Genomic DNA, 17,013 nt, shown 5'->3' with positions numbered 1-17,013 from the left:
TTTCTCTGGCTGCCAGGCCCCGGTCGGGCCCGATTGCACCACGGCAGCACTCGCCACCGTAGCTGGAAGTGTCTTTGACGCCGCACGCCCGGGCACACTCACCGGAGCGTGGGTCAGCGGGACGGGACGCCTGCGCGGCGTCCCGCGAACTTAGACGCGCTGGAAGACCAGCGAGCCGTTAGTCCCGCCAAATCCGAAAGAGTTCTTCAACGCGACATCAATTTTCAGATCACGAGCCGTGTTTGCGCAGTAATCGAGGTCGCAAGCCGGGTCCTGATTGAAGATATTGATCGTCGGCGGCGATATCTGATGGTGAACGGCCAGCACGGTGAACACCGACTCCAGACCGCCTGCACCGCCCAGCAAGTGGCCGGTCATCGACTTGGTGGAGTTCACCACGACGTTCTTGGCCGCATCGCCCATCAGGCGCTTGACCGCGACCGTCTCGGCGATATCGCCCAGCGGCGTCGACGTGCCGTGTGCGTTCACGTAATTGACGGCATCGGCGTTGATACCGGCATCGCGCAGCGCGTTCGTCATGGCGCGCAAGGCACCGTCGCCATCTTCGCAAGGCGCGGTCATGTGGTACGCGTCCGCGCTCATGCCGAAGCCCTTGAGCTCGGCGTAGATCTTCGCGCCGCGCGCCTTGGCGTGCTCATACTCTTCGACCATCATCACGCCGGCGCCTTCGCCCAGCACGAAACCGTCGCGATCCCGATCCCACGGACGGCTCGCCGTCGCCGGATCGTCATTGCGTGCGGACAGGGCCGTCATCGCGGCAAAACCGCCGATGCCCAGCGGCGACACCGTCGATTCAGCACCGCCGGCAAGCACCGCGTCCGCATCACCATACTGAATCATGCGTGCCGCCTGACCGATACAGTGCAGACCGGTCGTGCAAGCCGTGACGATGGCAAGGTTCGGACCCTTCAGGCCGTACTTGATGGACAGATGGCCGGAGATCATGTTGATGATCGAACCCGGCACGAAGAATGGGGAAATCTTGCGCGGACCGCCATTGAGCAGATCGGTCTGCGTATCCTCGATCATCGGCAGGCCGCCGATTCCGGAGCCGACCAGCACCCCGACGCGCTCGGCGTTCTCTGCGGTGATTTGCAGGCCGCTGTCTTCGAACGCCTGAATGCCGGCTGCAAGGCCGAAATGGATGAACGTATCCATGCGGCGCGCTTCCTTGGCCGACAGATACTTCTCGGTATCGAAGTTTTTGACTTCGCCTGCAAAGCGAACCTTATGGTTGCTCGCATCGAACTTCGTGATGTTGGCGATGCCCGAACGACCTGCGACCAGATTCTCCCAACCTTCGGCAACGGTGTTGCCGACCGGCGAGATCAGGCCCAGACCGGTAATGACGACGCGACGACGACTCACGATACTCCCCTTCTTCTGCTGGGTCATACAAAACAAAAGCCACAGAGGCGACAAGGTCCGACCCTGCGCTCCCTGCGGCTGACAGGCAGGCCTGACGCCAGGAGCCGGTCGGCATCCCGGCCAATCAGGCGATCCGTAGGCGTATTAGGCCTTCGACTGAGCCTGGGCGAAATCGATGGCTTGCTGCACGGTGGTGATCTTTTCTGCGTCTTCGTCCGGGATCTCGATCTCGAACTCTTCTTCCAGAGCCATCACCAGCTCAACCGTGTCGAGCGAGTCAGCGCCGAGATCGTTCACGAAGCTGGATTCGTTCTTAACGTCGGCTTCAGCCACGCCAAGTTGTTCCGCGACGATCTTCTTGACGCGTTGCTCAATGTTATCCATTCAAACCCTCCGGGGTAGTTAGTTCAGACAAGTGCGCGCATTTTAACAGGTTTGCCAAGCAAAGTTAGCATGCGCCAAATAATGTTCAATGTCGCGCAAATACATGCAATTTCCACATATCTGCGCACATCTTCCTTAATTCATGAACATGCCGCCGTTCACGTGCAGCGTCGTACCGGTGATGTAGCCGGCTTGCGGAGACGCGAGGAACGCCACCGCATTGGCGATGTCTTCCGGTGCGCCGAGACGGCCCAGCGGAATCCGCGCCTTCAACGCTTCATGCTGCGCTTCGCCAAGCGCCTTGGTCATATCGGTATCGATAAAGCCCGGGGCGACGCAATTGACCGTGATGTTCCGGCTGCCGATCTCGGCAGCGAGCGAGCGGGACATCCCCGCGACACCCGCCTTGGCGGCGGCGTAGTTGGCTTGCCCCGGGTTGCCGGCCGAGCCGACGACCGAGGTCACGTTGATGATCCGGCCGCTACGCGCCTTCATCATGGGCTTGATCACCGCACGCGAGAGACGGAAGATCGCCTTCAGGTTGGTGTCGATGACGTCGTCCCACTCGTCGTCCTTCATGCGCATTGCGAGGTTATCGCGGGTGATGCCTGCATTATTGACGAGAATGTCGAGCTTACCGTGTTGCTTCAGGATGTTGTCCAGTGCTGCGGCCACGCCCTCGGCGTCGGTCACATTCAGGACAATGCCCTTACCGGCAACGCCGGCTTCCGCAAAGTAAGCGTCGATCCCTTGCGCACCGGCTTCGCTGGTCGCGGTCCCCACGACCGTCGCACCCTGGCGAGCGAGTTCGAGAGCGATGGCACGGCCAATGCCGCGCGAGGCGCCGGTCACCAGCGCCACGAGATTGTCGAGTTGCTTGCTCATGAAGAAATACCCTTGCCTATTTACGAGAGTTGGGCGCGCACGTCGGCGAGCGACGCCGGATCCGTGATCGCAAAACCCGTGAGATTGCCGTCGATACGCTTGGTCAGGCCGGTCAGCACCTTGCCAGGACCGCACTCGACGACCTGGGTCACGCCTTGCGCGGCGAGCCACTTCACCGATTCGACCCAGCGCACGGGCGCGGCAGCCTGACGCACCAGCGCGTCCTTGATGCGGGCCACGTCGGATTCGACGGCCACATCGACGTTATTGACGAGCGGGATCTGCGGAGCGTTGAACGTCACGTTCGCCAGATACTCGCGCAGACGATCCGACGCCGGCTTGAGCAGCGACGAATGGAACGGCGCCGACACCGGCAACACGAGTGCACGCTTCGCACCGGCAGCCTTGGCCAGTTCACAAGCCTTCTCCACGCCAGCCTTCGCGCCGGCGATCACGACCTGCGCCGGGGCGTTGAAGTTGACGGCCTCGACCACACCTGCGGCCGACGCTTCGGCGCAGACGTTGCGCACAGTGTCATCGTCCAGACCGAGCACAGCGGCCATGCCGCCTTGCCCGACCGGCACCGCTTCCTGCATGGCTTGCGCACGGAAGCGCACCAGAGGCACGGCGTCCTTGAATGCGATCACCCCTGCGGCGACCAGCGCCGTGTATTCGCCGAGACTATGCCCTGCGACGAATGCCGGCTTGGCGCCGCCGTCGGCCAGCCATGCGCGGTACATCGCGTAGGCGGCGGTGAGCATCACCGGCTGGGTGTTCGTGGTCAGATTCAGATCTTCGGCCGGGCCAGCGGCAATCAGCTTGGCCACATCCTGCCCGAGGGCATCGGAAGCTTCGGCGAGCACTTCGCGCACGGCCGCGTTATCTGCGAACGCGTCGAGCATGCCCACCGATTGGGAGCCTTGTCCCGGGAAAACGAAAGCGAATGTCATAGCGCCTGGTTTTGCAGTCAGATTCAGAAACATGTCGGCGCATTGTCGCGCGCCGACATAACGCGCACGAGAGCCTCGCCACGGACCGCGCGCTCAAGAGAGCGCAGCCGGTTCGCACGGCGCTCCGGCGCCGGGAAAGTTACATGCGGAACAGCACCGCGCCCCACGTGAAACCGCCGCCCACGCCTTCGATCATGACGTTATGGCCCGCCTTGATGCGGCCATCGCGAACCGCGACGTCGAGCGCGAGTGGGATCGAAGCCGCAGAGGTGTTGCCGTGCTGGTCGACGGTCACGACCATTTTCGCTTCGGCGTCCAGCTTGCGCGCGGTGTGCGTCATGATGCGCAAATTGGCCTGGTGCGGAATCAGCCAGTCGATTGCCCCCGCCTCCAGCCCAGCCTTCTCGAGGGCCTCGTGAGCCACCTTCTCGAGCACCTTGACGGCCAGCTTGAACACCGCCTGACCATCCATATAGAGGAACGCTTCGCCCTGAACCGCACCGGCATTCACGTTACCCGGCACGCAGAGGATGTTCGAATGGCTACCGTCCGCATGCAAGGCGCTCGACAGAATGCCCGGCTCGCTGGACGCTTGCAGCACGACGGCGCCGGCGCCGTCGCCGAACAGCACGCACGTCGTACGGTCATTGAAATCGAGGATGCGCGAGAACGTCTCGGCGCCGATCACGAGCACGTTGCGATACGCGCCCGAGCGAATGAAGTTGTCGGCCGTCGCCATCGCATAGGCAAAGCCCGAGCAGACTGCCTGAATGTCGAACGCCGCGCAGCCGTTGGTGATGCCCAGTTTGCTCTGCACGAGGCAGGCGGTGCTGGGGAACACGAAGTCGGGCGTCGACGTGGCGACCATGATCAAATCGATCTGGTCGGCGCTCAGTCCAGCCATGTCGAGCGCACGCTTGGCCGCTTCCACCGCCATGTCGCTGCTGGTCTGGTCGGGTGCAGCGAAGTGACGTGCCTGAATGCCGGTACGCGCGACGATCCACTCGTCGCTCGTCTCGATGCCTCGGGCGGCAAGCTCATCTGCCAACTGCTGATTGGTCACGCGTCGTGCCGGCAGATAGCTGCCGGTGCCGATGACACGGGAATAAATCGCGGACTGGGTCATCTTATGATCGGTTAGCGCACCGGGGCGGGCACCGGTTTCAGAGCGCCGGAATGGCGCTCACCGGCTTGGTGTCCTGGAGCTGGTTCTGATTCTCTTGCATGGCGCGCGACAAACGGTCCAGCACGCCATTGCGAACTGCATCATAGCCGCGTTTGATGGCCCACTCAAACGAGTAGGCATCGGCGGACCCGTGGCTCTTGATGACGAGCGCACGCAACCCGAGCAACGCAGCGCCGTTGTAACGACGATGGTCGACGCGGTTTTTGAAGCGGGTAAGAATCGGCAGCGCAATGACGGCAATCACCTTCGTCCACCAAGTGCGGGTGAACTCTTCACGGATCATGTCGCCGAGCATTTGCGCCAGGCCTTCGGAAGTCTTGAGTGCGACGTTGCCGACGAAACCATCACATACGACGATGTCGGTCGTGCCGCGATAAATGTCGTTGCCTTCCACGTTGCCGTAGAAGTTGAGCGTCGAGCCACGCAGCAGCTCGCCTGCCTGCTTGATGACGTCGTTGCCCTTGATGACTTCTTCGCCGATGTTGAGCAGACCGATCGACGGACGCTCCTTGCCATCGACCGCCGCAACGAGCGCATGGCCCATCTCGGCGAATTGCAGCAGGTGGGTCGGCTCGCAGTCCACGTTCGCGCCCAGATCGAGCATCGTCGTGTAACCGCCCAACTGGTTCGGCAGCACCGTGGCAATCGCCGGGCGCTCGATACCGGGCAGCGTCTTGAGCACGTAACGGGAGACGGCCATCAGCGCGCCGGTATTGCCGGCGGACACGCAAGCCTGCGCGCGCGCTTCCTTGACCAGATTGAGTGCCACGCGCATCGAAGAGTCTTTCTTCTTGCGCAGCGCGGTCTCGACGGAGTCGTCCATGGCGACGACCTCGCTCGCATTGACGACGGACAGGCGCGGGTGATCCGTCACACGCAACTTCGCGAGCTGCGCGTTGATGATCTCCTGCTGCCCGACCAGCACAAGTTCGACATCGTCGGTAGATTGCACGAAGCGAACCGCAGCCGGCACCGTCACCGATGGGCCGTGATCTCCGCCCATACAATCGATCGTCAGGGTGACTGTCATGTCGACGTGATTGGCTTGCGGTACAGGTAACAAAAAAAGCGGCAGGATGAGTGCCGCTTTTGCCACATCGGACGATCAAACTGCGCCATGATGGGCGCGTATCGCCTAGAGGGCCGAATTAGTCGTTCTTGGTCTTGATGACCTTGCGACCACGGTAGAAACCGTTCGGCGAGATGTGGTGACGCAGGTGCGTCTCACCCGACGTCGGTTCGACGGCGGTCGACGGTGCGGTCAGGAAATCGTGCGAACGGTGCATGCCGCGCTTCGACGGCGACTTCTTGTTCTGTTGAACGGCCATGATAACTCCTCAAAATATCGCGAAATTTTAACACAGTTCGAGCGCCGCCCTACGGTGTCGGCCTGTCGGCCCGACCTGTGCGACTAACGCAAACATGTACTTTGGTGAGCCGGAAATCCGGCCGCACATTACTTTCCGTCCTTGTCCGGCGAGCGCTTGAGCGCTGCCAGCGCCGCGAACGGAGACGGCTTATCCTCTTCTTCCGGTGCCGGGGGCGGTTCCGCCAACCCGTCGCTACCGGTGGCCAGACTATCGTGAACACTCGGACAAACCTCATGTTTCGGGACGATAGGCAAAGCCAACAGCAATTCTTCTTCGATCAGCTCGCGCAAATCGAAATGTTTGGAGCCGACCAGCGCTTCGAGTTCGTCCTCGTCGAGCGGGCGATCCTCCGCAGCCGCTTCGTCGTGCACGATCTCGAATGTCGTTTCCGAGGCGAGCGGCGCTTCGTACGGCGTCAGGCAGCGCTGGCATTCGAGCCACATCGGCCCTTCGACCGAGAGCGTCAGAAACTGCACCACGGTCGGCTTGCCATCCGCGCGCAGCACCGGCTTTTCTGCACCTTCGGCGCGCCAGTGGAACACGCCCTGCGCACGCCCCGACGCCGAGACTTCGGCAGGCACTTCGGTTACCATGCGCGGCAATGCCGCAAGTTGCACGTCACCTTCCGCCACCCGGCCGGTACGCGCGAATTCGAACAGATCGACGATATATTCGTTCATCACGCTCATCCTTGCCTTGGCGCATCTGGCCGCATTTCAACGTCCCCTGCCACTCGCAGCGCCTTGATCCGACGCCACTTTCGAGCGTTCGAACCGGTATCGCGCAGACTGGCGGGACCGAGCGCCAGATTGCAAAAGCCGTGAATTCTAAATAGTTTTTCGTTTCTCGTCAAACACTTAAACCCGATGACCGCACAGCCCCTGCCACCGCTGATCCTGGCCTCCGGATCGCGCTATCGCCGTGAACTGCTGGAGCGCCTGCGCCTGCCGTTCTCGGTCGATGTTCCGGACATCGACGAAACCCCCGTTCCCGGCGAAACGCCCCATGAGACGTCGCTGCGCCTGTCGCGCGAAAAGGCTCAGGCCGTGGCGATCCGCCATCCGGGCGCCGTCATCATCGGCTCCGATCAGGTCGCCACCTTCGAGGGCCGCCAGATCGGCAAGCCCGGGAATTTCGAGAATGCCATGACGCAACTGCGCGACATGCGCGGCAAAGTCGTCGAATTCCACTCGGCGCTTTGCGTCCACGATGCCCGCACCGGGCAGAGCCAAGCCACAGACGTCGTCACACGCGTGAAGTTCCGCGATCTGCCTGACGATGTGCTCGCCGCCTACCTCCATGCCGAAACGCCCTACGACTGCGCGGGCAGCGCCAAATCCGAAGGACTGGGCATCATGTTGCTCGAAACCATCGAAAACGACGATCCGACGGCGCTCATCGGCCTGCCCCTGATCGCCCTGACGACGATGCTGATGCAGGTCGGCATCACCCTTCCGGGCCCCGGCCTGAACGGAGCGACGGTATGAGCGGCACGCTGTATCTGATTCCCAACACCCTCGGCACGAACACCCGTGGCGGCTTGCCGGCCGTGCTGCCCGAGGAAGTGCGCGCCGTGACCGCTGGCCTGAAGTATTTCGTCGGCGAACAGGCCAAAAGCACGCGCGCGTTCCTGAAGCTGGTGGGCGTGAGCACCCCGATTCAGGAAATCGACATCCGCGAACTGAACGTCAATACGCCGGACGCGGCGATCGATGCCCTGCTCGCCCCCATTCTCGCCGGCGCAGATGGCGGCCTCGTATCGGAAGCGGGATGTCCGGCCGTGGCCGATCCGGGCGCATTACTCGTTCGACGCGCCCACGAAAAGGGCGTCCGGGTGGTACCGTTCGTCGGTCCCAGCTCGATTCTGCTCGCCCTGATGGCCAGCGGCCTGAACGGCCAGAGCTTCGCCTTCCACGGTTACCTACCGACCGATGCGGGCGAACGCAGCAAGCGTCTGCGAGAACTGGAACAACGCTCCCGCAAGGAAAAGCAGACGCAGATCTTCATCGAAACGCCCTATCGCAACAAAGCCATGCTCGATGCGCTGCTGCAAAGCTGCGACGCCTCGACATTGCTGTGCGTGGCGGTCGATGTCACTCAGGACGGCGAGCAAATCGTGGCGCACCGCGTAAAAGGCTGGCCGCATGCGAGCGTCGATCTGCACAAACGGCCCGCGATCTTCCTGTTTCTGGCGCAATAACCCTCGATCCGCACGACAAACAAAAACCCCACGGAAGTTCAAAATTCCGTGGGGTTTTGCGTTTATTACCGGCATCTTCGCCGTCGATCCGGCGAAAACCGCATTATTTCATCGTCAAGGCGGTGCCCATGAGCATCGTCTTCATGGCTGCCGCGCCAACGGCCGCACCGAAGCGACGCGCCATGCGCTCAGGCAGATTCTCCTTGACGGTGTAGTCGACGAGATCGGGCGCCTTGAGCACGTCGCGAGCCACCGAATCGACCGTACCCAGACCGTCCGCCAGCCCAAGCTCCACGGAACGCTGCCCCGTCCAGAACAGGCCGCTGAAAAGATCCGGATCGTCCTTCAGACGGTTGCCACGTCCTTTCTTGACCGCACCGATGAACTGCTGGTGCACCTGCTCAAGCATGTCGAGCGCATACGTCTTCTGCTGATCGGTCTGCGGCGAGAACGGATCGAGGAAGCCCTTGTTGCGGCCCGCCGTCAGCAGACGGCGCTCCACGCCCAGCTTGTCCATCAGGCCGGTAAAGCCGAAACCATCCATCAGCACGCCAATGGACCCGACAATGCTCGCCTTGTCGACGTAAATCTTGTCGGCCGCTGCCGCCACGTAATAGCCGCCCGAAGCGCACATTTCCTCGACGACGACATAAATCGGTTTCTTCGGATATTTCGCGCGCAAACGGGTGATGTCGTCATAGATCATGCCGGCTTGTACCGGACTGCCGCCAGGACTATTGATCCGCAGAATCACCCCGCTAGCCGACTTGTCTTCGAACGCCGACTCCAGTGCCGCGTTGATTTTCTGTGCGCTGGCCTGACCGTCCGCCGAAAGCTCACCGCTCAGCGAAACGAGCGCGGTGTGCTTGCCCGAGGTCGATCCGGCCGACGTCGTGCCGCCGCCGTCAAAATCGAAGATCGACCAGACGGCGAACGCGATGATCGCCAGAATCAGCAGCCGGAAGAAAATCTTCCACCGGCGCGCCGCCCGCTGTTCGCGGATACCCGCCATCAAGACCTTTTCCAGCATCTCGCGCTCCCAAGGCCTGACCTCGTGGGGATCGCGGACGGCACCGCCACCGGTGGGCGGACGCCCGCCAGGCGGCGGAAAACCGGGTTCGGTGCGAGGGGAATCGGGCGGCAGAGAGTCGGCCATACGTTATCCAGGACTTGGGAAATTGACGTTAGAGACGTGTGAGACCGGATGCCGTGCGCTCAGGAAGACGCCGCTGCCGGAGCCTCAATATAAGTGTCGGGCCACCAGACCACGGTCGTTGCCGCGCCCGGTACCGCAGCGGGCTGCTCCTCGACACGAACCGCCTGCAAGGCGCCACCACGGCACGGACCACCGACACACAACCCGGTGTCCGGCTCGTAGGTCGCGCCATGCGTCGCGCACATCAAGTATAAGCCGCCCGTCTCGAAGAACTGTCCCTCAGACCAATCGAGCTCCATCGGCACGTGCGCGCATTGATTGAGGTAACCGTAGACGCGCCCGTCGTACCGGATCACGAACGCCGGCGTAGGACGCCCGCCCACGCGCACCTCGAAGCGCACGCCGCGTCCGCCATCTTCGAGGGCGTCACCCGGACAGATCGGCAACGGTACAGCAACGTCGCTCACACGCGCTCCAGTAACCAGTCGCGAAGCTCGGCCACGCTTCCCGCGCAGTAGGCGGGTTCGAGCGCCACGAGTTGCTCACGCGGATGCGCGCCACCGTAGGCAACGCCCACACCGGCAGCACCAGCGCTACGCGCCATCTGCAAGTCGTGCGTCGTATCGCCGATCATGACCGTACGGCGCAGATCCTGACCCAGTTCGCGCGTCAGTTCCTGCAACATGGCCGGATGTGGCTTGGAAAATGTCTCATCCGCGCAACGCGTAGCGTCGAACATCCGCATCAGCCCTGCCGATTCGAGTGCACGGTTCAGGCCCACACGGGATTTGCCCGTAGCGACGGCCAGAAAACGGCCCCGCGAGCGCAATTCTTCCAGCAGTTCGCGAACGCCGGTGAACAGCACTGTCTCCTTGTCACCCACGAGATAGTGGAAGCGGTAACGCTCGGACAGGCGCGGATAGTGCGCAGGATCGAGCGACGGGACAGCCATTTGCAGGGCGTCACGCAGCCCGAGGCCGATCACATGGCTCGCAAGTTCATCGGTCGGCACCGGCAGACCGAGGTCCCGGCAGGCCGCCTGGATGCAGCGGGTAATCGTGGGCGTCGAGTCCATCAACGTCCCGTCCCAGTCGAACACGACCAGGTCAAATTCAGGGCTTGGCATCGGCGGTGGTGGTTCGAAGTTGATTCAGGAATTGCTCACATTCTGGCGGTAACGCCGCTTCCAAGGCAATCGGCGTATCAAGTACCGGGTGCGTGAACTTCAACCGGTAAGCATGCAGGAACATCCGCTTGATACCCGGGCGCGCGTTCGGACGCGCCAGATTCTTGTTCAGCGTGAAGTCGCCGTACTTGTCGTCGCCCACGATGGGCGTGCCGCAATGCGCCAGGTGAACGCGAATCTGATGGGTCCGCCCCGTTTTCAGTTCCGCTTCCAGCAACGTATAAGGCGGGAAAGATTCCACCATGCGAAATACGGTGTGCGACGCCTGACCGTCTTCCTGCACCCGTACCCGGCGCTCGCCCTCCGCCGTGACATATTTATATAGCGGCGCTTTCACTGCGCGCTGACGGTCGCGCCATTCGCCGGTGACGCAAGCCAGATAGCGCTTGTCCATCCGGTTGTGACGAATCTGCTCATGCATGCCGACGAGTGCCGCCCGCTTCTTCGCGAGCAGCAGAATGCCGGACGTTTCACGGTCCAGCCGGTGTACCAGCTCCAGAAATTTCAGATGAGGCAGCGCCCGGCGCAATTGCTCGATCACCCCGAACGACACCCCGCTGCCACCGTGCACGGCCACGCCGGCCGGCTTGTCGATGGCCATCAGATAGTCGTCTTCGAAGAGGATAGGAAAACTTGCGGCCGGTACGTGGGCTTTCGCCTCGGGATCGGGCGTCGCCATCCGGACGGGCGGAATGCGGACGATATCGCCAAGGACGAGTCGATAGGCTGCGTCTACCCGCCCTTTATTTACGCGGACCTCACCGCTACGCAGAATGCGGTAAACGTGGCTCTTAGGAACCCCTTTGCACTCACGCAGGAGGAAATTGTCGATGCGCTGACCGGCCGAACCATCGTCGACTTCGACGAGCTTGACCTGCGGCGCGGACGCCGGCGCAACCATTTTCTGCCGACTTTTGCCTAACTCATTCATTATGAATATAATTTGTCCGACAGAGATGGCGGTAGCGGGAATCATGCCAAATCCCCACCTCTGTCCGGTGCATACCCCAAAACGGTATTTTACTTGCACCCCGGGCAGGCTGCTCGTCCGGTGACCCTGGAGCAGCGAGCGCACGCACGTCACGCAGCGTCGGCAGGAAGTGGGCCCATAGGCCGCTTCGGTCGCAGCGCGCGGGACGCGGATAGAGTTGGTGGTTATAGAATTTTTTGGTGATCAGCCCGGACGACATTGCCCGAGCTGATCGCTTTGTGAATATCGTTCGCGCAAAAAGTCGAAGTGAGGCGCCGTCACAAGAAGAATAAGTGTCGGCAGGCGCCCCGAGAAAACGCTGATGAAGTTTCTCGTCCAGTTTCTCTTGGTATGGACTGCAAGCCCGAAGTGATCCGCGCCGAGCCGGAATTTTTCCGGTGGCCCGGCGGATCCGGGTGAGCGCGAAAACGTATTCCTGGCGCCATAGCGTCCGTCGGCCTCATCGCCCGGACCCCCCGGCAATTCTTCCACTCCCAGCTCGAACCTCGCGTGTTGGATAACTCGAGTGATACGTGCCCGACGCACTGCGCATTGGCAACTGCGGCGGGTGGGAGTCGTTTTCATGAAACGCATGTTGTTCAACGCCACGCAGCAGGAAGAACTGCGCGTGGCAATCGTCGATGGGCAGAAACTCATCGATATCGATATCGAGACGGCCGGACGCGAACAGCGTAAAGGCAATATCTACAAGGGTATTATCACCCGTATCGAACCCTCTCTCGAAGCCTGCTTCGTCAACTACGGCGAAGGCCGCCATGGCTTCCTGCCGTTCAAGGAAGTCGCCCGCGCGTACTTCCGCGAAGGTGCCGATGTGCGCAATGCGCGCATTCAGGACGCCCTCTCCGAAGGCCAGGAACTCATCGTTCAGGTCGAAAAGGAAGAGCGCGGCAACAAGGGCGCAGCCCTCACCACGTTCATTTCCCTGGCCGGCCGCTATCTGGTGCTGATGCCGAACAACCCGCGTGGCGGTGGTGTTTCGCGTCGTATCGAAGGCGAAGACCGTCAGGAACTGCGCGAGACGATGGGTCAGCTCGAACTGCCGGAAGGCATGAGCATCATCGCCCGCACCGCCGGTATCGGTCGCTCGGCCGAAGAACTCCAGTGGGACCTGAACTACCTGCTGCAACTCTGGCACGCCATCGAAGGCGCCGCCCATAACATCGAACTGCCGCGCGACTCGGCGCTGATCTATCTCGAGTCGAGCCTCGTCATTCGCGCCATCCGCGACTACTTCCAGCCGGATATCGGTGAAATCCTCATCGATACGGAAGAAATCTCCGAACAAGCACGCAACTTCATGCAGGTGGTCATGCCCGACCATCTCAACCGCGTGAAGCAATACCGCGACGACGTGCCGCTGTTCTCCCGTTTCCAGATCGAACACCAGATCGAGACGGCCTATTCGCGTCAGGTGCCGCTGCCCTCGGGCGGCGCGATCGTGATCGATCACACCGAAGCGCTTGTCTCCATCGACGTCAACTCGGCACGCGCCACCAAGGGCGCCGACATCGAAGAAACCGCCCTGCGCACCAACCTGGAAGCTGCCGACGAAGTCGCGCGCCAGTTGCGTCTGCGCGACCTCGGCGGCCTGATCGTGATCGACTTCATCGACATGGAGTCGGCCAAGAGCCAGCGTGAAGTCGAACAACGTGTCAAGGATGCGCTCAAGCACGACCGTGCGCGCGTCCAGATGGGCAAGATTTCGCGTTTCGGCCTGATGGAGCTGTCGCGTCAGCGCCTGCGTCCGTCGCTGTCGGAAGGCACGCACGTGACCTGCCCGCGTTGCAACGGCACCGGCCACATCCGCGACGCCGAATCGTCGGCACTGCAAGTCCTGCGCATCATCCAGGAAGAGGCGATGAAGGAGCACACGGCAGCGATCCACTGCCAGGTGCCGGTCGAAGTCTCGGCGTTCCTGCTCAACGAAAAGCGTCAGGAAATCAACAAGATCGAAGCGCGCTTCAAGGTTGGCGTGCTGCTGATCCCGAACAAGCACCTCGAAACACCGCATTACAAGCTCGAGCGTCTGCGTTTCGACGACCCGCGCCTGGACGCCCCGAAGGCCAGCTACGCGCTCGCCGAAGAAGCGGCCCGTTCGCTGGAAGAAGATCCGGCCGGCTACAGCAAGAAGAAGGAAGATACGCGTCCGCGTCAGGAAGCAGCTGTCAAGGGCATCACGCCCGAGCAGCCGGCACCGGCCGCACAGCCGCGTCCGGAACCGGTCGCCGCAACGGCGCCTGCCGCAGCCGCACCGGCCAGCGGTGGCGGTTTCTTCGGTTTCCTCAAGCGCCTGTTCGGCGGCGGTGCTGCCGCACCGGCACCCGCGAAGGCCGAAGAACCGGCCAAGCCGACGGCTCGCCCGCCGCGTGAGCGTCACGAGCGTCCGCATCAACAAAACCGCAATCGTCGTGGCAACGCCCGCGACGACAACAAGTCGGGCAAGGACAGCGCCGGTCAGCCGGTGCGCGAAGGCCGTGGCACACGTCCGGAACGCGCGGAGCGTGCAGACCGTGGCGAGCGCAACGAACGGGGTGATCGTAACGAGCGCAATGAACGCAATGAGCGTGGCGATCGCAACGAGCGTCAGGAAGGCCGCGACAACCGCGATAGCCGGGATAACCGCGACAAGCGCGAGCGCGACGACGCCCAGCGTCAACCTGCACAGGACGTGCGTGCCGAGGAAGGTCGCGAGCCGCGTGAAGGCCGTGAGCGCGGCAGCCGCCGTGAACGCGGCGAGCGCCGTGACCGTCGTCAGGGCGAAGGCGCTGAAGGTCAACAAGCCGCACCGCAACGCGTCGCTCAGGCCGCAGCACCGCTGAACGCCGAGCAAGCGCCGCTGGATCAGGATCATCTGACGGCACAGGTCGAAGGCGCACCGCAAACGGCGGGCGATGAAGGCGAGCAAGGGGGTGAAGAGCGCCGCCGCAGCCGTCGTCGCGGTCGTCGTGGCGGCCGTCGTGAGCGTGAAGCCGGCGAGCAGCAACTGAATGCCGACGGCGAGCACATCGAGACGGAAGGCGCAGAAGCGCTGGAAGCCGAGGAAGGTACGCACGCCCCGATGCTGAGCGACAACGCGGTTGAGAATACTGCGACCGAAACCCTCGCTCGTGCCGCAGCACCGGTAGCAGCGCCTGCGTTTGCCGCCGCCGCGCCGGCCCCGACGGCACCGGCGGCTCATGCCGAACCGACGCCGGTGCGTGCCGAGCCCGTGGAAGCCCCGGCAGCGCCGGTCGCCACGGTGAGCGAAGCCGCGCCTGTCGCTACGCCGGAAGTGCCGTCGCACGTTATCGCCGAGCCGGTCGCACAAGCGCCGCAGGTGGCTGTGCCCGTCGCACCGGTCAACGTTGCCCCGCTGCCGGCTGCCGAAGTGGCTGCCGCACCGGTAGTGCCGCAGGTCAGTGCCCCGCTGCCGGTCACGTCGGCTGCGCCGGCCCAACCGACGGTGCCGGCCGAAGCCCTCGCCGAGATTGCCGCCACGGCCGCCGTGGCCAGCGCCCCGGCAGATGTCGCACCGGCAGCACAACCTGTGCAAGCCGCCGCTGCCCCGATCGAAATGGTCGAGACCGCGAAGCCGGTGCAGGCCGCACCCGAAGCACCGGTGCAGGTGAGCACGGCAGTGCCGGTCGCCCCGGAAGCCGCTGCCGCCGTAACGGAAGTCGTGACGCAGGCCGCCGCACCGGCCGCCGGTGCCCCGACGCTGGAGCGCGGCGCACTGGAATCGACGCTGGCAAGCGTCGGGCTGGTGTGGGTTCACACGGATGCCGACAAGCATCGCGCCGCCAAGGAAGCCGCTGCGCAAGTCGCACCGGCACCGCACGTGCCGCGTGAGCGCCGTGCGTCGACGCCGCTCAACAGCGGTCCGATGGAGCAAGTGGAAACGCGCTCGGCCAATCACGTTGCCTGACAGGTACGTGTGAGGTAGAAAAAGGAGGCTTCGGCCTCCTTTTTTGCTTTTGGGGGCGACTTCACGCGATACAACCCCGCATTGTCCCGACTTGTGCCCACCGCGCACGCCCCGTATCGTCTGCCTCAGTACGGGTTTGACGTCTCACAACGAATTCTCGGTACCGATATCCGATGCCCGATGGGATCGCCTCGGCGACATTTGGGCCAATTCGTTAGAATGGAGACGCAAGCTAAGGCCCCACCATGACTGAAACGATCATCAGACTCACCGATTTGCGTAGCGACGCGCGTTATGCGACGCACTCGCCGCAGATCCCCGCACAAGTGCGCGCCGCCACCGGCCATCTCGAAGATGCGTTGGCGCGGCCCCTGCACGACCTGCGGATCTCGGTGACCGATCGTTGCAACTTCCGCTGCGTCTACTGCATGCCGAAGGACGTGTTCGACAAGGACTATGCCTTCCTGCCGCAATCCTCCCTGCTGTCATTCGAAGAGATCGAGCGTGCTGCGCGCCTGTTCGTCGAACATGGCGTGGAGAAACTGCGTCTGACGGGCGGCGAGCCGCTGCTGCGCAAGCACATCGAACGCTTGATCGAAATGCTGGCCCGTCTGCGCACGCCGTCGGGCAAGCCGCTCGACATCACGCTCACGACCAACGGCTCGTTGCTGGCACGCCGGGCGCAATCGCTCAAAGATGCGGGCCTCACGCGCGTGACCGTCAGCCTGGACAGTCTGGACGACAAGATTTTCCGCCAGATGAACGACGTCGACTTCCCCGTCGCGAACGTGCTCGAAGGGATTGCTCAGGCGCAGCACGTCGGCCTCGGCCCGGTCAAAGTCAATATGGTCGTCAAGCGCGGCACCAACGACTCCGACATCGTGCCGATGGCGCGTCATTTTCATGGCAGCGGCGTTGTGCTGCGTTTCATCGAATACATGGACGTCGGCACCTCCAACGGCTGGCGCATGGACGAAGTCCTGCCATCGGCCGAGGTCATTGCGCGTCTGAACGACGCTCTGCCAGTCGAACCGATGGAGCCGAATTACCCCGGCGAAACGGCACAACGCTGGCAATATCGCGACGGCGGCGGTGAAGTCGGCGTCATTTCGTCCGTCACCCGTGCATTTTGCGGCACTTGTTCGCGTGCCCGATTGTCTACGGAAGGCAAGCTGTATCTCTGTCTGTTCGCCAGCTCGGGGTACGACTTGCGAACGCTGCTGCGTAGCGGCGCGAGCGACGCGCAGATCTCGACCGTCATCGGCGACATCTGGCATGCCCGCACCGACCGTTACTCGGCCTTGCGTACGGCGGCCACCGGCCTGCCGGAAAACGCACCACCGAAAGTGGAGATGTCTTACATCGGCGGATGACGGTCCGGGACACGGCCAGACCGCGACCAGACATGACCA

At 62.8% G+C, this 17,013-nt stretch carries 17 protein-coding genes; 4 read left to right on the top strand and 13 right to left on the bottom strand.

Going from position 1 to position 17,013, the window contains the following annotated elements; translation table 11 throughout:
• Positions 1–150: 150 nt before the first annotated feature.
• The 8 genes from fabF to A9762_RS12000 all read right to left on the bottom strand — a co-directional run bounded on the left by fabF (position 151) and on the right by A9762_RS12000 (position 6,853).
• Positions 151–1,389 (bottom strand): beta-ketoacyl-ACP synthase II, encoded by a 1,239-nt coding sequence (gene fabF / locus A9762_RS12035; protein WP_069342292.1) that lies wholly within the window; start codon positions 1,387–1,389, stop codon positions 151–153.
• A 144-nt stretch (positions 1,390–1,533) separates the two neighbouring features.
• Entirely contained in the window at positions 1,534–1,773 is a 240-nt protein-coding gene (gene acpP / locus A9762_RS12030; protein ID WP_069342266.1) for an acyl carrier protein, read from the bottom strand.
• Positions 1,774–1,908: 135 nt separating this feature from the next.
• The gene (gene fabG / locus A9762_RS12025; protein ID WP_069342265.1) at positions 1,909–2,658 is read right to left on the bottom strand and encodes a 3-oxoacyl-ACP reductase FabG; all 750 of its coding nucleotides are present in this window, start codon (positions 2,656–2,658) and stop codon (positions 1,909–1,911) included.
• A gap of 20 nt (positions 2,659–2,678) precedes the next feature.
• Positions 2,679–3,608 (bottom strand): ACP S-malonyltransferase, encoded by a 930-nt coding sequence (fabD, locus tag A9762_RS12020; RefSeq protein WP_069342264.1) that lies wholly within the window; start codon positions 3,606–3,608, stop codon positions 2,679–2,681.
• Positions 3,609–3,747: 139 nt separating this feature from the next.
• Positions 3,748–4,734, bottom strand: a complete 987-nt coding sequence (locus A9762_RS12015; protein WP_069342263.1) for a beta-ketoacyl-ACP synthase III — start codon at positions 4,732–4,734, stop codon at positions 3,748–3,750.
• Between the two features lie 37 nt (positions 4,735–4,771).
• Entirely contained in the window at positions 4,772–5,824 is a 1,053-nt protein-coding gene (gene plsX / locus A9762_RS12010) for a phosphate acyltransferase PlsX (protein WP_069342291.1), read from the bottom strand.
• A gap of 118 nt (positions 5,825–5,942) precedes the next feature.
• Positions 5,943–6,122, bottom strand: a complete 180-nt coding sequence (gene rpmF / locus A9762_RS12005; protein ID WP_023594409.1) for a 50S ribosomal protein L32 — start codon at positions 6,120–6,122, stop codon at positions 5,943–5,945.
• A 128-nt stretch (positions 6,123–6,250) separates the two neighbouring features.
• The gene (locus A9762_RS12000) at positions 6,251–6,853 is read right to left on the bottom strand and encodes a DUF177 domain-containing protein (RefSeq protein WP_069342262.1); all 603 of its coding nucleotides are present in this window, start codon (positions 6,851–6,853) and stop codon (positions 6,251–6,253) included.
• Between the two features lie 177 nt (positions 6,854–7,030).
• Between A9762_RS12000 and A9762_RS11995 the strand changes: the two genes are divergently transcribed.
• On the top strand, positions 7,031–7,651 hold the full coding sequence (locus A9762_RS11995) for a Maf-like protein (RefSeq protein WP_069342261.1): 621 nt from the start codon (positions 7,031–7,033) through the stop codon (positions 7,649–7,651).
• Positions 7,648–8,364, top strand: coding sequence for an SAM-dependent methyltransferase (locus A9762_RS11990; protein WP_069342260.1), 717 nt, complete (start codon positions 7,648–7,650; stop codon positions 8,362–8,364). Before A9762_RS11995 ends, A9762_RS11990 begins: the two co-directional genes overlap by 4 nt.
• Before the next feature lie 103 nt (positions 8,365–8,467).
• Here the strand turns inward: A9762_RS11990 and A9762_RS11985 are convergent, their stop codons facing one another.
• The 5 genes from A9762_RS11985 to A9762_RS28520 all read right to left on the bottom strand — a co-directional run bounded on the left by A9762_RS11985 (position 8,468) and on the right by A9762_RS28520 (position 12,168).
• Positions 8,468–9,520 (bottom strand): S49 family peptidase, encoded by a 1,053-nt coding sequence (locus A9762_RS11985; RefSeq protein WP_069342259.1) that lies wholly within the window; start codon positions 9,518–9,520, stop codon positions 8,468–8,470.
• A 59-nt stretch (positions 9,521–9,579) separates the two neighbouring features.
• Positions 9,580–9,987 (bottom strand): Rieske 2Fe-2S domain-containing protein, encoded by a 408-nt coding sequence (locus A9762_RS11980; RefSeq protein WP_069342258.1) that lies wholly within the window; start codon positions 9,985–9,987, stop codon positions 9,580–9,582.
• Positions 9,984–10,646: an HAD family hydrolase gene (locus A9762_RS11975; RefSeq protein ID WP_069342257.1), complete on the bottom strand. Its 663-nt coding sequence runs from the start codon at positions 10,644–10,646 to the stop codon at positions 9,984–9,986. Before A9762_RS11975 ends, A9762_RS11980 begins: the two co-directional genes overlap by 4 nt.
• A complete protein-coding gene (locus A9762_RS11970) occupies positions 10,633–11,637 on the bottom strand; it encodes an RluA family pseudouridine synthase (RefSeq protein WP_069342256.1) in 1,005 nt (334 codons plus the stop codon). The genes A9762_RS11975 and A9762_RS11970 overlap by 14 nt, the downstream gene beginning before the upstream one ends.
• A 243-nt stretch (positions 11,638–11,880) precedes the next feature.
• Complete coding sequence (locus tag A9762_RS28520; protein WP_139133187.1) at positions 11,881–12,168, bottom strand: hypothetical protein; 288 nt, start codon at positions 12,166–12,168, stop codon at positions 11,881–11,883.
• A 91-nt stretch (positions 12,169–12,259) separates the two neighbouring features.
• Between A9762_RS28520 and A9762_RS11965 the strand changes: the two genes are divergently transcribed.
• Together A9762_RS11965 and moaA are read left to right on the top strand one after the other, a co-directional pair.
• Entirely contained in the window at positions 12,260–15,601 is a 3,342-nt protein-coding gene (locus A9762_RS11965; RefSeq protein ID WP_069342255.1) for an Rne/Rng family ribonuclease, read from the top strand.
• 245 nt (positions 15,602–15,846) lie between these two features.
• Positions 15,847–16,974, top strand: coding sequence for a GTP 3',8-cyclase MoaA (gene moaA, locus A9762_RS11960; RefSeq protein WP_069342254.1), 1,128 nt, complete (start codon positions 15,847–15,849; stop codon positions 16,972–16,974).
• Positions 16,975–17,013 lie beyond the last annotated feature (39 nt).

Origin of the sequence: Pandoraea sp. ISTKB, from assembly GCF_001721285.1 — a bacterium.
GTDB lineage: Bacteria > Pseudomonadota > Gammaproteobacteria > Burkholderiales > Burkholderiaceae > Pandoraea > Pandoraea capi.
Note: the sequence above shows the minus strand (reverse complement) of the source record. Positions and strands in the feature narration are given on the sequence as shown.

What these genes read in the sequence shown, in the direction of transcription:
- acpP (WP_069342266.1), bottom strand. Translation starts at nt 1,773, where the DNA reads ATGGATAACATTGAGCAACGCGTCAAGAAGATCGTCGCGGAACAACTT.
- fabG (WP_069342265.1), bottom strand. Translation starts at nt 2,658, where the DNA reads ATGAGCAAGCAACTCGACAATCTCGTGGCGCTGGTGACCGGCGCCTCG.
- fabD (WP_069342264.1), bottom strand. Translation starts at nt 3,608, where the DNA reads ATGACATTCGCTTTCGTTTTCCCGGGACAAGGCTCCCAATCGGTGGGC.
- A9762_RS12015 (WP_069342263.1), bottom strand. Translation starts at nt 4,734, where the DNA reads ATGACCCAGTCCGCGATTTATTCCCGTGTCATCGGCACCGGCAGCTAT.
- plsX (WP_069342291.1), bottom strand. Translation starts at nt 5,824, where the DNA reads ATGACAGTCACCCTGACGATCGATTGTATGGGCGGAGATCACGGCCCA.
- rpmF (WP_023594409.1), bottom strand. Translation starts at nt 6,122, where the DNA reads ATGGCCGTTCAACAGAACAAGAAGTCGCCGTCGAAGCGCGGCATGCAC.
- A9762_RS12000 (WP_069342262.1), bottom strand. Translation starts at nt 6,853, where the DNA reads ATGAGCGTGATGAACGAATATATCGTCGATCTGTTCGAATTCGCGCGT.
- A9762_RS11995 (WP_069342261.1), top strand. Translation starts at nt 7,031, where the DNA reads ATGACCGCACAGCCCCTGCCACCGCTGATCCTGGCCTCCGGATCGCGC.
- A9762_RS11990 (WP_069342260.1), top strand. Translation starts at nt 7,648, where the DNA reads ATGAGCGGCACGCTGTATCTGATTCCCAACACCCTCGGCACGAACACC.
- A9762_RS11985 (WP_069342259.1), bottom strand. Translation starts at nt 9,520, where the DNA reads ATGGCCGACTCTCTGCCGCCCGATTCCCCTCGCACCGAACCCGGTTTT.
- A9762_RS11975 (WP_069342257.1), bottom strand. Translation starts at nt 10,646, where the DNA reads ATGCCAAGCCCTGAATTTGACCTGGTCGTGTTCGACTGGGACGGGACG.
- A9762_RS11970 (WP_069342256.1), bottom strand. Translation starts at nt 11,637, where the DNA reads ATGAATGAGTTAGGCAAAAGTCGGCAGAAAATGGTTGCGCCGGCGTCC.
- A9762_RS11965 (WP_069342255.1), top strand. Translation starts at nt 12,260, where the DNA reads ATGAAACGCATGTTGTTCAACGCCACGCAGCAGGAAGAACTGCGCGTG.
- moaA (WP_069342254.1), top strand. Translation starts at nt 15,847, where the DNA reads ATGACTGAAACGATCATCAGACTCACCGATTTGCGTAGCGACGCGCGT.